Genomic DNA, 13,496 nt, shown 5'->3' with positions numbered 1-13,496 from the left:
ATCCGCGCGGAGCCTGTCGACTTTCGCCTGCTGGAGCAGCCGCGTGTCGTCCCGGCTCAGTTCGTGCCTGCGCCCTGCCGGCGCGTGTCCCGTCGCGCGGATGCACGGCGGGCGTCGCGTGGAGGTCTTCGTCGTCAGGGGCAGCGTCGGGGCGTCAGCGTCAGAGGGCCGCCGTCGTGCATGACGCGGTGACGTGCCGGGCGCGCGGGCGTTAGGATGCCGGCATGAGCGCTGAAGACCCCCTGATCGCCTGTCCGCACTGCGCCGCGATGAACCGGGTGCCGCGAGCGCGCCTGGCGGAGTCACCCGCCTGCGGACGCTGCCACCACCCGTTGTTCACCGGCATGCCGCTGGCGCTGGGGGAGGCGGATTTCGACCGCCACGCGCTGCGCGGCACCTTGCCGCTGCTGGTGGATTTCTGGGCTCCCTGGTGCGGGCCCTGCCTGCAGATGGCGCCGCACTTCCAGCGCGCCGCCGGCATGCTGGAACCGGCGATGCGGCTGGCCAAGGTGGATACCGAGGCCAGCCCGGGGCTGGGCAACCGGTTCGGCATCCGCAGCATCCCGACCATGGTGCTGTTGCAGGGCGGCCGCGAGATCGCGCGCCAGAGCGGCGCGATACCGGCGGAGGCGATCGTGCGCTGGGCGAAGGGGCAGGTGGGGTGAGTGGATCCATCTCCGGTGCCTCGCCACTGGGAGCGCCCCCGCTTGAAACCGCACGATTCCGGCTTCGCCCCCTGGAGGCGCACGACGACGGGCTCTATATCGGGCTTTACACGGATGAGGAGGTCATGCGGTACGTCGGCGAGCCCATGGCCGCCGTAGCAGCGCGTAGCGCCTTTGACAAAGTGGTGGCGTTCAGCCAGCGAAAGCACGGGGGGTATCAGGCCTGGGTGGTCGTGGATCGTTCGACGGGCGAGGAATGGGGTCTGCTTGCACTGGTCGCGCGGGAGGACGGCTCCGAGATCGGTGCGTTGATCTGGCCGCAGTACCACAATGCGGGTGTCGCGACCGAGATTATTCGCCGGCTGATGGACTTCGCGTTCGCCGAGGGTGGGGTGGACACGGTGTTCACTCGCCATCGCGCGGTGAACGGGGGCGCGGAAGGTCTGATGCGGAAGCTGGATTTCCGGCGCATTCCCGCCGAGGGGAGTAATGAGGGGGAAGTGCGCTGGGAGCGGACCCGTCAGCGCTGGCAACGCGCCGGTGGTATGCAAACGAGGGCGCCCATGACTGCGCCATCCGAATGATCTGAAACAGGGGACGAGATGAAGAAGGGGAGTCTGGCCTGCGTGGGCACTGGCATGATGCTGGGCGCGCATATCGGGCCGCGTGCGCGCAGTCATATCGAAGAAGCCGATGTGGTGTTCGTGGCGGTGTCCGATCCACTGGTGGAGTTGTGGGTACAGGGCATGAACCGGGACGTGCGCAGTCTTCAGCCGTTCTATGCCGAGGGCAAGCCGCGGACCGAGACCTACCGCGAGATGGTGGCGGCCATGATGGACGAGGTACGGGCGGGACGTCGGGTCTGCGGCGCGTTCTACGGTCATCCGGGCGTGTTCGCCGTCGTGCCGCACCGGGCGGTGGCTCAGGCACGGGAAGAAGGGTACGAGGCGGTCATGGAGGCCGCGGTATCCGCTGAGGATTGCCTGTATGCGGACCTCGGGATCGATCCTGGCACCTATGGCTGCCAGCACTACGAGGCCAGCCAGTTCATGTTCTACAAACGACGCATCGACCCTTCGGCCTACCTTATCCTGTGGCAGATCGGGGTGGCGGGGGACAGGACCTTGGCCCGCTTCTCCGCTACGGGGGCCGAGCTCCGCGCCGTGCTGCTGGACCTGCTGCAGGAGCAGGGGTACGCCTTATCCGATGAGGCCATCGCTTATGAAGCCGCCACCCTGCCGATCACGACCCCCCGGATGGAGCGCTTGGCGCTGGGGGACTTGCTGCAGGCCGAACTCCGTCTTGAAACGACTTTGGTCATACCCCCCGCGCGCCGGATGGAACCCAATCTGGCGGTTTCCCAGCGATTATCCGGTCTGGGCCAATCCGGATGGTAGATGCTTCAAACAGGTAGAGAACCCCTCCGAAAGCAGGTATTGTCTGGTCGCAGCCCGTTCCAGGGCCGCGCTGGCGCAAGGGGCCGTCCGTCGGAGGGCGGAAAAGCGCCGGGTCATCCATCTTGATCCAGGGGAATGAGTTCGTGTCGAATCTAATCCGTTTCATGGAGTCCCTAGGGGGCTCGCCGCATCTCGCGGGCGCGTCGGTCGACGACTTCGTCGCCGCGATGGACAAGCACCATGTACCGGAAGCGGCCCGTCAGGCGCTGCTGGACCGCGACGTCCAGGCCATCTGCGAGTTCGAGAAGGCCAGGGCCGTGATGTTCTGCATGATCGCGACGCCGGATGGCGCGGAAGAACAGGATCTACCGGATCAGGACGATGTTCCCGAGCCCGGTGAGGAGCAACGCGAGGAGTAGTCGATCCTCGCTCGGTCGGGAGCGCGATGAGGTGGAGCTAACAGGATGAGTTCTAGCAAGCATCGGTACGGATTACTGGCCCTGGTCGCGTTCTCCTTGGCGGCGCCCGCGCACGCGGGCGCGTCATTCGACGCGTTGTTCGAAAAGGCGGATGCGATACGTACGTCGCAACCGAAAGAGTTCTTCAGGGTATTAAACGAACTTCAGGCCCTCGAGGAGAGGTCTTCGCCCGAGGAGCGGATGAAAATTCGCCTCATGCGAGCGCACGGCTATCTGCTTGAGGGAAAGCCAGACTCTGCGATACGCGATCTGGAAGAAGTGCGGGTAAGCGCCAAAGACGTGGAAATCAAGTATCGGGCCGCAGCGATGCTGGCCAACACGTATGCGGGCAATCGCAAGTTCGAGCAAGGCCTGAGTACGCTGAACGAGATGCTTCCTCTGGCCCCGGAAGTGAAGGATCGCGCCGCCAGGCATCATGGCTTGCTGGCTGCCGGAATCCTCTACAACCGAGTGGGCGAGTTCAAGCTCGCGGGCGAGTACGCGAGCCAGGTCGCTGGAGACGGTCCCTCGGGCCGGAATCGTTGCATTGCTGGAAACCTGATCATCGAGTCGATGCAGGGGCAAGGTAAGGAGTTGGCGGAAGACCAGATATTTCGGGCCATCGAGCACTGCGAGAGAGAGAATGAATCTTTGCTCGCAGGATTCTCCCGCACTTTCCTGGCCCGGAAATGGCATGGCGAAGGCAAGACGGCCAGCGCCATCGCCTTGCTTGAGAAGCACCTCCCGGGTGTCGAGAAGACCGGTTATCCGGTGCTGGTGGCCGAGTATCTTTCCATGCTCGCCGAGTATCGCCTGAAGATGAGCGATATCCAGGGGGCGGAGAAACACGCGCGAGCTGCAGTCGCTCAGGGCGACTCGATTGCCGGTTCGCTCCCGCTGGTCATGGCACATCGTGTGCTTTACGAGATCGCGAGCATCCAAGGTAATCCGGTTCGCGCATTGGAGCAGTACAAGAAATACGCAGAGGCCGACAAGGCGTATCTCAACGAGATCAAGACGCGCGAACTGGCCTACCAGTTGGTGCGTCAGCAGATCGTTCAGAAGAACCAGCAGATCAACCTGCTGGACCAGCAGAACCAGGTGCTGCAGCTCCAGCGCAAGGTGGATCAGCAGGCGGCGCAGAACAACCGGCTGATCGTGATGCTGCTGATTGTGCTGGTGGCCTCCATCGGCTACTGGGCATTCAAGATCAAGCGTGTGCAGCTGTCGCTGAAGAAGATGGCCGAGACCGACGCGTTGACCGGAATCTGCAACCGCCACCACTTCACCATCCGCGCCGAGCGCGCGCTGGCCGAGTGCGCTCGCAACGGCGAACAGGCCGCGCTCATCATGTACGACCTGGACCACTTCAAGAACATCAACGACCGCTTCGGCCACGGGACCGGCGACTGGGCGCTGAAGGAAGTGGCCGAGGCCAGCAAGGGCTTCTGCCGCCGCATCGACGTGCTGGGCCGCCTGGGAGGCGAGGAATTCGCCATCCTGATGTATGGCTGCGACCTGCGCGCCGCCGCCCGCGTGGCCGAGGACTGCCGCGTGCGACTGGCCCAGATCGACACCCGCGAAACCGGCCACGTGTTCGCCATCACCGGCAGCTTCGGCGTGACCTCCAGCGTGCAGTCAGGCTACAGCCTTGCCAGGCTGCTCTCCCATGCCGACCGGCAGCTTTACCGCGCCAAGCACCTGGGGCGAAATCGCGTGTGCGTGCACGAGAACGAGAGCGAACCGGCGCGTGCCGCCAGCAACGTGCTGGAACTTCCCCAGCGGGAGCGCAGCGAACACCTCGGCGCCTGACGGCCCGCCTCAAGGCGTTCCGGTGGCCGCCTCCAGGCCATCGTGTACCGCCAGCCGGTTGCGGCCCGCGCTCTTGGCCCGGTAGAGGGCCAGGTCGGCCGCCTCCATCCACGCGCGCAGACCTTCCTCCGGCGCGATGGCCTGTGCCAGCCCCAGGCTCACCGTGGGTCGCAATCCCGGCGCGCTCTCCACGCTCAGCGCTTCCACGCCTTCGCGGATGCGCCGCGCGACCGTCGCGGCCGCCTCCATGTCCGTGTGGCGCAGCACCACCGCGAACTCGTCGCCGCCCAGCCGGCCCGCATCGTCCTGCCCGCGGATGCTGTGGCGTATCACGTCCGCCGTGGCGCGCAGCACGTCGTCACCGGCCGCATGGCCGTGGCGATCGTTGATCGCCTTGAAATGGTCGATGTCGATCATCAGCAACGTGGCCGGGTCGCCGGTCGCCGCGCACTGTTCCAGCAGCGCCGAGGCCCGCTCCTGCCAGTGCCGCCGGCTGTCCAGGCCGGTCAGCGTGTCGCGCCGGCTCAGCTCGTCCAGCTGGCGGTTCTGGCGCTTCACCTTGCGGACGAGCCGATAACTGGCCTGGCTGACCGCGATGGAGTGGATCAGCAGCATGGGCAGGCAGGCGACCATCACCGCCATGGTGGTGACCGGCTGTACCTCGAAGCCGGTGACCAGCCCCGCTGCGACGCCGCCTGCCAGCATCAACGGCAGCGACCAGTACCAGAGCCTGTCGATCCCCGTGCTGATCTTGTCCACCGTGGCCAGGGTCACCAGCATGACGCTGGGCAGAAGATTGAACGCCATCAGCGGCACCCACATCCCCGCGAGGATCGAATCCAGCAGCAGGTTGCGGATCTCGCCACGGAAAGGTTCGCGGTGGCGCAGCGCGAGCCACAGCGCCAACTGCGGCCACAGCACGGTGGTGAACAGCAGGAAGCCCCAGTGGCCGGCGCCGGCCTGGTTTTCCAGCAGCACCATGCCGATAGGCAACGCCGCCAGACCCATGCCCAGCATGCGCAGCCGGTGGATCCGGCGCGGCAGGCGTTGGGCGTGGCGCGCCGGATCGGCGCCGGGCGGCGGTGTATCGGAAGGCATTGGCGCGAAGAGTCCCCTTGCTCATGGCGGCCATCCCCGGTAAGCCGGGGGATGGCGGAGTGTAGGTCAAAGCGTGACGGCAGGCACGTCATGCAGGCCTGCCACCCCAGCGGCCGGTGCCGGTGATTCTTGAGTTCCGGGATAATCCGGGCCCTCCCGCCACCGGTCCGCCTATGTCCGATACTGCCCCCCTGCGCCCGGAATCCTTGTACGGCGGCGCTACCAGGCAGGCGGCGCGCCTGGCGATCCTCGCGGCGCTGCTGTTCCTGACCGTGGCCGCTGGCCTCCAGCTCGTGCGCGAAGACCTGGCCTGGCAGCAGGCGACGCTCAGCCAGTACCTGCGGGGGCCGTACGGCCTGCTGCTGCGGACGATGTACTGCCTGTTGGCCGTGGCCATCGCGGCGCTGGCGTGGGGACTTTACGTGCAACTGGCGCCGCGGGCGCGCAGCGCTGCCCCGGTCGTGCTGCTGTTTACCGGTGCGCTCGCACTGGCGGGTGTGGCCATCGGGGACTCATGGCTGCCGCAGGTGGCGCCGGACTTCCATCGGATGTTCCACCATGTCTGCGCGATCACCTCCTTCCTGTGCGTGGTCAGCGGCATGGTGGTGCAGGCATGGCGCTTCCGTCTGGATGCCGCATGGCGCCGCCACTTCCCGTTGGCCGCCACCTGGTCGGTCGCCTGCTTCGTACTGCTGTGGGTGCACGCGCTGTGGCCACCGGCCGGGCAGGGATGGGTGCAGAAACTGCTGATCGCGCTGATCGTCGGGGCCATGCTGCTGGCCGGCACCTGGCTGCACCAGGCCACCCGCCGTGCGGACGGCGGGGCGGGGCGCTAAGCTTCGACGACACACCGGAGAACGAATTCATGATCCAGCGCTTCGACGTAGGCCCGCGTCTGTCGGAAATGGCCATCCACAATGGCGTGGTCTACCTGGCCGGCCAGGTGGCCGAGGACGCCACCCAGGGCATCGCCGGCCAGACCCAGCAGGTGCTGGCCGAGATCGACGCGCTGCTGGCGCGCGCCGGCAGTGACAAGGCGAAGATCCTGCGCGCCGAGATATTCCTGAAGGACCTGCAGGATTTCGAAGCGATGAACCGGGTGTGGGATGGGTGGGTGCCGGCAGGCCATGCGCCTCCGCGCGCGACCATGCAGGCGCATCTGGCGCGGCCGGGCTGGCTGATCGAGATCGTGGTGACGGCGGCTGTCTGATCCGTGGCCAGCCGCGGGCCGGGTCCTTGGCGACGTCCCACGCCGAAGCGGGGAGATGGTGGCCTCAAGCTTTCCCCAGCCCAGGTGGATGAGGCCCGCGCGCGTGCGCAGGCGGCGGGGCGACGCTATCCCAATCTGGTCGACAACATGTACGTCGCTGCCAAGGCGCGGCGCGAAGATCGGGTTGGAGAAGTCGCGCCAGACGAGGCTGAATGACGATTCAGCGGCCTGAGGTGCAGCATGCATATACGGCCGTAAATGTCTGTAATAAAACTGCTTTGAAACGCTAACCGGACTTCAACAACGGCTCGCGTATCGTGCGCGCCACGTTCCGCAGCCGCTGCGGCACGCACTTCCCGGGGTGCGCGCCGCAGCCCCTGCGGACGACCAGTCAGGCGTTGCGTTGCGCCAGCCAGTCGACCACGCCCTGCGCGGCCTGGTGGCCGCTGGCGAAGCACGCCGTCAGCAGGTAGCCGCCGGTGGGTGCTTCCCAGTCGAGCATCTCGCCGGCGGCGAATACGCCGGGCAATCCGCGCAGCATCAGGCCTGGGTCCAGTGCTTCCAGCGGGACGCCCCCCGCGCTGCTGATGGCTTCCTCGATGGGACGCGTGCGCTGCAGCCGGAACGGAAACCGTTTCAGGGTCGCGGCGATCTTCGTGGGATCGGCCAACGCCGCCTTGTCGAGTACTTCGTACAGGAGTGCCGCACGCACGCCGCTGACGCCGGCTTCCCGGCGCAGGTGTTCGCTCAGGCTGCGGGAACCGCGTGGCCTGGCCAGCCGGCGCAGCAGGTCGCTTTCCTCGCGACCCGGCAGCAGGTCCAGCACCAGCGTGGCATGGCCGTCGCGCGCGATCGCATCGCGAAGCATCGGCGACAGCGCGTAGACCAGGCTGCCTTCGATGCCGGTGGCGGTGATCACGCATTCGCCCTGGCGTTGCTGCGGCTTGCCGTCGGCGTCGTGCCAGTGCGCGGTGACCGGCTTCAGGGGCTCGCCCGCGAAGCGGCTGGCCAGATGTTCGCTCCAGCCGATATCGAAACCGCAATTGGAGGGCTGGAGTGGTGCGATGTCGATGTCGCGCGCCCGCAGGACCTCCACCCATGCGCCGTCCGAGCCCAGCTCCGGCCAGCTGCCGCCGCCCAGGGCCAGCACGACCGCGTCGGCCCGCACCGAGGCATCCCCCTGCGGCGTCGAAAAGCGCAACGCGCCGCCCTCGTCCCAGCCCAGCCAACGATGCAGCACGTGGAAGCGCACACCCTGTTCGCGCAGGCGTCGTACCCAGCCGCGCAGCAGGGGTGCAGCCTTGAGATCGGTGGGAAACACGCGGCCGGACGTCCCGACGAAGGTCTCCACGCCGAGCCCCCGCGCCCAGGCGCGCAGCGCATCGCCATCGAAGTGGCGTAGCCACGCGGCGATCTCGTGCGTAGGCTCGCCGTAGCGCGTGACGAACACATCGAACGGATCCGAGTGGGTCAGGTTCATGCCGCCCTTGCCGGCGATCAGGAATTTCCGCCCCACCGAGCCCTTGGCGTCGTAGAGGTCGACCTGCAGGCCCGCCGCACGCAGGGTTTCAGCCGCCATCAGCCCCGCGGGTCCGCCGCCGATGACGGCGACGGTGGGTGCGGGAGCGGCGGTGTCGGGCTGCGGTTGAGGCATCCGCATAGTATGCCGTGCGCCGACACGGACTTTCGTCGGGCGCACCGGCGAGGCCAGGTGCGGTATCGTCGCGCGCAGATTCGAACGGGGACTCCCGATGCATCCACTGTCGCCCGCGGCCATGCGCCGCACCCTGCTGTTGTTGTGCCTGGTCGCGCCCGCGGCCGTTGCGAAGGAAGCCACGCCACCGCCCGCACTGCAGGATCTCGACGCCTATGTCGAATCCGTGCGCGAGGCCTTCGATGTGCCTGGCATCGCGGTCGCCGTGGTGAAGGATGGCGAAGTGGTACTGGCGAAGGGGTGGGGCGAGCGCGAGAGGGGCAAGCCGGCGAAGGTGGATGCGCACACCCTGTTCGCCATCGCCTCCAACACCAAGGCATTCACGTCGGCCTCGCTGTCGATGCTGGCCGACGAGGGCAAGCTCGAACTGGAGGATCGCGTCATCGACCACCTGCCGTGGTTCCGCATGGCCGATCCGTACGTCACCCGCGAGATGCGCATCCGCGACCTGCTGGTCCACCGCAGCGGGCTGGGGCTCGGGGCGGGCGACCTGCTGTACTGGCCCACGACCACCTACAGCAACCGCGAAGTGGCCGAGCGCCTGCGCGATGTGCCGCTCAGCGGGGGCTTCCGCGAGCGCTACGCCTACGACAACATCCTGTACGGCGTGGCGCAGCTGGTGATCGAACAGGCCAGCGGCCAGTCCTATGAGCAGTTCCTGCGCACCCGCATTTTCCAGCCGCTGGGCATGCGCGAGACGCGCTACAACAGCGATGCGCTGAAGCCGGGCGACAATGTCGCCACCGGGCACGCCATGGCCGACTTCACCACCCTGCAGCCGGCGCCGCGCATGACGTGGCGCAACGTCGCGGGCGCGGGCGGTATCTACTCCAGCGTCGGCGACATGGCGAAGTGGATGAACGCCCAGCTTGCCGGCGGCACTTACCGCGACGCGAGGGGGCGGGAGCAGGCCCTGTTCACGCCGGCTCGGCAGAAGGCGATGTGGTCGCTGGTCACGCCGATTCCGATTTCCGAACCGAAGGTGGAAGCGTTGAAGGCCGCCAAGCCCCATTTCCTCGGCTACGGCGAAGGCTGGATGGTCTCCGACTTCCAGGGCCGCAAGCTGGTGTGGCATACCGGCGGCTGGCCCGGCATGGTCTCGCGGGTGACGCTGGTGCCGGAACAGAAGCTGGGCGTGGTGGTGCTGACCAACCAGGAAGTCGGCGCCGCCTTCCACGCGATCACGCTGAAAGTGCTGGACGCGTATCTGGCCAACAGCGGCACCGACTGGCTGGCGGCTTACCAGGCGCAGGTGGCCCAGGCAAAGGGCGATGCCGATGCGCACTGGCAGAAGCTGCAGGCCGCGCGCGACGCCACATCGAAGCCGTCGCTGCCGTTTGCTAAGTACGCCGGCACGCTGCGCGACCCGTGGTATGGCGATGTCGTGGTGGCGCAGGAGGGCGATGGCCTGGTGCTGCGCTTCAGCCGTACGCCGGAACTGGTGGGCGATCTGCAGCACTGGCAGCACGACACCTTCGTGGTGCGTTGGCGCGAGCGCTGGCTCAACGCCGACGCCTTCCTGACCTTCTCCCTGAAGCCGGACGGTGGCATCCGCGAGGCGCGCATGGAAGCCATTTCGCCGCTGACCGATTTCAGCTTCGACTTCCACGACCTGCGGCTGGCGCCGGTGGAGTAGCCAGCGTTTCTGTAGGAGCGACGTGAGTCGCGACCGCGAGAAGTAAAGGTAAGCAGACCTTCCACGTCGCGCACGAGTTCCCGCCCCAGGTGGTCAAGCCGTGCGGTCGCGACTTACGTCGCTCCTACAGGGGCGTAGTGGCACTCACTCGTGCGGTTTGACGTCCAGCAGTTCGACATCGAACACCAGCGAAGCGCCGGGCGGGATCACGCCGCCCGCGCCGTTGCTGCCGTAGCCCAGGTCGGCCGGGATCAGCAGCGTGCGCTTGCCCCCCACCTTCATGCCCGCTACGCCGTCGTCCCAGCCGCGGATCACCTGGCCGGCCCCCAGCAGGAAGGTGAAGGGCTGGCCGCGGTCGACCGAACTGTCGAACTTCATGCCGTGCCTGTCCGGCGCGTTCTCGTCGTACAGCCAGCCGGTGTAGTGCACGGTGACGTCGCTGCCGCTGGTCGCCACGGCGCCGGTACCGGCGAGGGTGTCGATACGCTCGAGTTCCGCGACGCTGCCGCCTGGCGGCGGGGCGGGGGCATTGCAGGCGGCGAGCAGGAACAGCGGAACGGCGAGCAGCAGGGAACGCATCGAGGGCTTCATCCACAGGGCGAAAGGCGCGCAGGGTAACGCATCCGTCTGCCAGGTGGCCCGGATTGCAGCGGTTACACTGGGGCCATGGCGAAACTCTTCCTGAATCTGCGCAACGTGCCTGTCGACGAGGCCGACGAGGTGCGCGACCTCCTGCGCGCGAACGCGATCGACTTCCATGAGACGCAGCCCAGCCCGTGGGGAATTTCCGCTGGCGGACTGTGGATCGAGGACGCCGGCCAGCTGGCCCGCGCGAAGGCACTGATGGCCGATTACCAGGCGCGGCGCCGCGACCACGCACGGTCCGAGCGCGCCATCGCCGAGCGAGAGGGGCGCGCCGAGACCTTCGCCGGCCTGCTGCGTGACCGACCGCTGTACGTCGTCGGCGTGCTGGCGGCGATGCTCTTCATTCTCGCGGTGACGCTGGCCTTGCCCTGGCTGCTGCTCTGAGGCCCCAGGCGGCGGTGTTGCGGCGCCTCTCGCGCCGGGTCTTCCCGCGGCGGCGGCGTTCGGCCGGGATGGCGGCACCCGTGGGGGCGGTAGAATTGCGCCATGGTCACCAACATCGCCGCCTACCACTTCACGCCCATCGAAGCGCCCGCCGAGTTCGCGGCCACCCTGCATGCGCATGCCGAAGTACTTTCGCTGCGCGGCTCGGTACTGGTGGCGGGCGAGGGGCTGAACCTGTTCCTGGCCGGCGACGCCGGCGCGATCGAATCCTTTCTCGCCCCGCTGCGCGAAGATGCGCGCTTCACCGGTTTGCGGGTGAAGTACAGCACCAGCCGGCAGATCCCGTTCGCGCGCCTCAAGGTCAAGGTGAAGCCGGAAATCATCAGCTTCCGTCGCCCCGGCACCACCCCAGAAGAAGCACGTGCACCCACTGTCGATCCGCACACGCTGGCCCGCTGGCTGCAACAGGGGCGCGATGACGACGGTCGTCGCGTGGTCATGCTGGACACCCGCAACCAGCAGGAGATCGCCTACGGGACGTTCGCCGGGGCGCTGACGCTGCCGATCGACAAGTTCACCGACCTGCCGGCCGCGCTGGAGCCGCATCGCGATGCGTTGAAGGACGCCACCGTCGTCAGCTTCTGCACCGGCGGCATCCGCTGCGAGAAGGCTGCGTTGTGGATGCAGGCCGACGGCATGGACAACGTGCTGCAGCTGGACGACGGCATCCTGGGCTATTTCGAACGGGTGGGCGGGTTCGGCTACGACGGCGCCTGTTTCGTGTTCGATGAGCGCGTGGCGCTGCGGCCGGACCTCACACCGCTGGTGGACCAGGCTGCGGACGCCGCATGAGCGGCCTGGACGCCCTGCGCTTCGACAACCGCTTCGTCCGCGAACTGCCGGGAGATCCTGAGCCGGGGTACCGTCGTCGGGAGGTTCGCGGCGCGTTGTGGTCGCCGACCGCGCCCACGCCCGTCGCTACCCCGACGCTGCTGGCGCATTCGCAGGAAGTCGCAGCGCTGCTGGGTCTGGACGACGCCGATGTGGCGTCTCCCGCATTCGTACAGGTGTTCGGCGGCAACGCACTGCTGCAAGGCATGCAGCCGTACGCCGGCAACTACGGTGGCCACCAGTTTGGCAACTGGGCCGGACAGCTCGGCGACGGCCGCGCCATCACGCTGGGCGAAGCGGTCAACGGGCGCGGTGAGCGCTGGGAACTGCAACTGAAGGGGGCCGGGCCGACGCCGTACTCGCGCACTGCGGATGGTCGCGCGGTGCTGCGCTCGTCGATCCGCGAGTTCCTGTGCAGCGAGGCGATGCACCATCTGGGCGTGCCGACCACGCGGGCCCTGAGCCTGGTCGGCACGGGCGAGCCGGTCGTACGCGACATGTTCTACGACGGTAATCCGAAACCCGAACCGGGCGCGATCGTGTGCCGCGTGGCGCCATCGTTCCTGCGCTTCGGGCATTACCAGTTGCCGGCCTCGCGCGGCGAAACGGACCTGCTGCGCGCGCTGGTGGACTTCACGATCCGGCGCGATTTTCCGCGCCTGTCGGGGGAGGGCGAGGCGCTGTACGCCACTTGGTTCGCCGAGGTCTGCGAACGCACGGCGGTGATGGTGGCGCACTGGATGCGCGTGGGTTTCGTGCATGGCGTGATGAACACCGACAACATGTCGGTGCTCGGCCTGACCATCGACTACGGCCCCTACGGATGGATCGACGACTACGACCCGGACTGGACGCCTAACACCACCGACGCCCAGGGTCGTCGCTATCGCTTCGGCTGGCAGCCGCGGGTGGCGGGATGGAACCTGAGCCGCTTCGCGCAGGCCCTGTCGCCGCTGTTCGACGGAGTGGAGGCGCTGCAGGAAGGATTGCAGCGCTTCGCTGACGCTTACGCGCATGCGGATCGCGACAACATCGCACGCAAGCTGGGGCTGGCCGAATGCCGCGAGGAAGACGTCGTGCGCATGGGAGACCTGCTCGGCCTGCTGCAGGAGGGCGAAGTCGACATGACGCTGTTCTTCCGTGCGCTGATCGACGCGGATCCGATGGACGCGTCGCTGCCGGCCTTCGACGGCGCCTTCTACGATCCGGCCAAGCGCGAGGCCGTCGCGCCGGCGCTGCGCGACTGGCTGGCCGCGTACGCCCGCCGCCGTGACGAGGACGCGCTCGATGCCGCTGTGCGCCGCGAACGCATGCGCCTGGCCAATCCCCGCTACGTGCTGCGCAACTACCTCGCGCAGCAGGCCATCGATGCCGCCGAGGCCGGCGACCTGTCCGGCGTCCATGAACTGCTGGACGTCATGCGCCGGCCGTACGACGACCAGCCGGGTCGCGAACGCTATGCCGGGCGTCGCCCCGACTGGGCACGCGATCGCGCGGGTTGTTCGATGCTGTCGTGCAGCTCCTGAATCGCATCGTCTCCCTGTAGGAGCGACGTCAGTCGCGGCCGGATGCAGCGGCCGTGCGTG

The 13,496-nt window shown here is 67.6% G+C and carries 14 protein-coding genes; 11 read left to right on the top strand and 3 right to left on the bottom strand.

All coding sequences use genetic code 11. From position 1 onward, the window contains the following. The first annotated feature begins 224 nt into the window (after positions 1-224). From trxC to V8246_RS15790, 5 genes are all read left to right on the top strand, one after another. Entirely contained in the window at positions 225-665 is a 441-nt protein-coding gene (trxC, locus tag V8246_RS15810; RefSeq protein WP_336190064.1) for a thioredoxin TrxC, read from the top strand. Continuing rightward, on the top strand, positions 662-1,249 hold the full coding sequence (locus V8246_RS15805) for a GNAT family N-acetyltransferase (RefSeq protein ID WP_336190063.1): 588 nt from the start codon (positions 662-664) through the stop codon (positions 1,247-1,249). The genes trxC and V8246_RS15805 overlap by 4 nt, the downstream gene beginning before the upstream one ends. 18 nt (positions 1,250-1,267) lie before the next feature. Further along, positions 1,268-2,062 carry an SAM-dependent methyltransferase gene (locus V8246_RS15800; RefSeq protein ID WP_336190062.1) on the top strand — a complete coding sequence of 265 codons (795 nt, stop codon included), beginning with the start codon at positions 1,268-1,270 and terminating at the stop codon, positions 2,060-2,062. A gap of 164 nt (positions 2,063-2,226) precedes the next feature. Continuing rightward, on the top strand, positions 2,227-2,481 hold the full coding sequence (locus tag V8246_RS15795; protein WP_336190061.1) for a hypothetical protein: 255 nt from the start codon (positions 2,227-2,229) through the stop codon (positions 2,479-2,481). A 45-nt stretch (positions 2,482-2,526) separates the two neighbouring features. Beyond that, on the top strand, positions 2,527-4,332 hold the full coding sequence (locus V8246_RS15790) for a GGDEF domain-containing protein (protein WP_336190060.1): 1,806 nt from the start codon (positions 2,527-2,529) through the stop codon (positions 4,330-4,332). 9 nt (positions 4,333-4,341) lie between these two features. Here the strand turns inward: V8246_RS15790 and V8246_RS15785 are convergent, their stop codons facing one another. After that, entirely contained in the window at positions 4,342-5,430 is a 1,089-nt protein-coding gene (locus V8246_RS15785) for a diguanylate cyclase (protein ID WP_336190059.1), read from the bottom strand. Positions 5,431-5,603: 173 nt separating this feature from the next. Here V8246_RS15785 and V8246_RS15780 point away from each other — a divergent pair, with 173 nt between their 5' ends. Both V8246_RS15780 and V8246_RS15775 read left to right on the top strand, forming a co-directional pair. Next, positions 5,604-6,266, top strand: coding sequence for a DUF998 domain-containing protein (locus V8246_RS15780; protein ID WP_336190058.1), 663 nt, complete (start codon positions 5,604-5,606; stop codon positions 6,264-6,266). 29 nt (positions 6,267-6,295) lie between these two features. Then, positions 6,296-6,640 carry a RidA family protein gene (locus tag V8246_RS15775; protein WP_336190057.1) on the top strand — a complete coding sequence of 115 codons (345 nt, stop codon included), beginning with the start codon at positions 6,296-6,298 and terminating at the stop codon, positions 6,638-6,640. Between the two features lie 391 nt (positions 6,641-7,031). Here the strand turns inward: V8246_RS15775 and V8246_RS15770 are convergent, their stop codons facing one another. Further along, positions 7,032-8,294: a TIGR03862 family flavoprotein gene (locus V8246_RS15770; RefSeq protein ID WP_336190056.1), complete on the bottom strand. Its 1,263-nt coding sequence runs from the start codon at positions 8,292-8,294 to the stop codon at positions 7,032-7,034. 121 nt (positions 8,295-8,415) lie between these two features. Here V8246_RS15770 and V8246_RS15765 point away from each other — a divergent pair, with 121 nt between their 5' ends. Then, the gene (locus V8246_RS15765) at positions 8,416-9,990 is read left to right on the top strand and encodes a serine hydrolase (RefSeq protein WP_336190055.1); all 1,575 of its coding nucleotides are present in this window, start codon (positions 8,416-8,418) and stop codon (positions 9,988-9,990) included. A gap of 144 nt (positions 9,991-10,134) precedes the next feature. Here the strand turns inward: V8246_RS15765 and V8246_RS15760 are convergent, their stop codons facing one another. After that, on the bottom strand, positions 10,135-10,569 hold the full coding sequence (locus V8246_RS15760) for an FKBP-type peptidyl-prolyl cis-trans isomerase (protein WP_336190054.1): 435 nt from the start codon (positions 10,567-10,569) through the stop codon (positions 10,135-10,137). 87 nt (positions 10,570-10,656) lie between these two features. Here V8246_RS15760 and V8246_RS15755 point away from each other — a divergent pair, with 87 nt between their 5' ends. The 3 genes from V8246_RS15755 to V8246_RS15745 all read left to right on the top strand — a co-directional run bounded on the left by V8246_RS15755 (position 10,657) and on the right by V8246_RS15745 (position 13,436). After that, complete coding sequence (locus tag V8246_RS15755; RefSeq protein ID WP_336190053.1) at positions 10,657-11,019, top strand: DUF6164 family protein; 363 nt, start codon at positions 10,657-10,659, stop codon at positions 11,017-11,019. Positions 11,020-11,121: 102 nt separating this feature from the next. Beyond that, positions 11,122-11,871: a sulfurtransferase gene (locus tag V8246_RS15750; RefSeq protein ID WP_336190052.1), complete on the top strand. Its 750-nt coding sequence runs from the start codon at positions 11,122-11,124 to the stop codon at positions 11,869-11,871. 5 nt (positions 11,872-11,876) lie between these two features. Beyond that, positions 11,877-13,436 carry a protein adenylyltransferase SelO family protein gene (locus tag V8246_RS15745; RefSeq protein WP_336190099.1) on the top strand — a complete coding sequence of 520 codons (1,560 nt, stop codon included), beginning with the start codon at positions 11,877-11,879 and terminating at the stop codon, positions 13,434-13,436. Positions 13,437-13,496: the final 60 nt, after the last annotated feature.

Source organism: Pseudoxanthomonas sp. F11 (assembly GCF_037046485.1).
In the GTDB taxonomy this organism is placed as follows: Bacteria; Pseudomonadota; Gammaproteobacteria; order Xanthomonadales; family Xanthomonadaceae; genus Pseudoxanthomonas_A.
Note: the sequence above shows the minus strand (reverse complement) of the source record. Positions and strands in the feature narration are given on the sequence as shown.

Bases quoted from the DNA above. Each gene is read 5' to 3' on its own strand.
- trxC (WP_336190064.1), top strand. From the start codon at position 225: ATGAGCGCTGAAGACCCCCTGATCGCCTGTCCGCACTGCGCCGCGATG.
- V8246_RS15750 (WP_336190052.1), top strand. From the start codon at position 11,122: ATGGTCACCAACATCGCCGCCTACCACTTCACGCCCATCGAAGCGCCC.
- V8246_RS15770 (WP_336190056.1), bottom strand. From the start codon at position 8,294: ATGCCTCAACCGCAGCCCGACACCGCCGCTCCCGCACCCACCGTCGCC.
- V8246_RS15755 (WP_336190053.1), top strand. From the start codon at position 10,657: ATGGCGAAACTCTTCCTGAATCTGCGCAACGTGCCTGTCGACGAGGCC.
- V8246_RS15790 (WP_336190060.1), top strand. From the start codon at position 2,527: ATGAGTTCTAGCAAGCATCGGTACGGATTACTGGCCCTGGTCGCGTTC.
- V8246_RS15785 (WP_336190059.1), bottom strand. From the start codon at position 5,430: ATGCCTTCCGATACACCGCCGCCCGGCGCCGATCCGGCGCGCCACGCC.
- V8246_RS15760 (WP_336190054.1), bottom strand. From the start codon at position 10,569: ATGCGTTCCCTGCTGCTCGCCGTTCCGCTGTTCCTGCTCGCCGCCTGC.
- V8246_RS15800 (WP_336190062.1), top strand. From the start codon at position 1,268: ATGAAGAAGGGGAGTCTGGCCTGCGTGGGCACTGGCATGATGCTGGGC.
- V8246_RS15775 (WP_336190057.1), top strand. From the start codon at position 6,296: ATGATCCAGCGCTTCGACGTAGGCCCGCGTCTGTCGGAAATGGCCATC.
- V8246_RS15765 (WP_336190055.1), top strand. From the start codon at position 8,416: ATGCGCCGCACCCTGCTGTTGTTGTGCCTGGTCGCGCCCGCGGCCGTT.
- V8246_RS15795 (WP_336190061.1), top strand. From the start codon at position 2,227: ATGGAGTCCCTAGGGGGCTCGCCGCATCTCGCGGGCGCGTCGGTCGAC.
- V8246_RS15780 (WP_336190058.1), top strand. From the start codon at position 5,604: ATGTCCGATACTGCCCCCCTGCGCCCGGAATCCTTGTACGGCGGCGCT.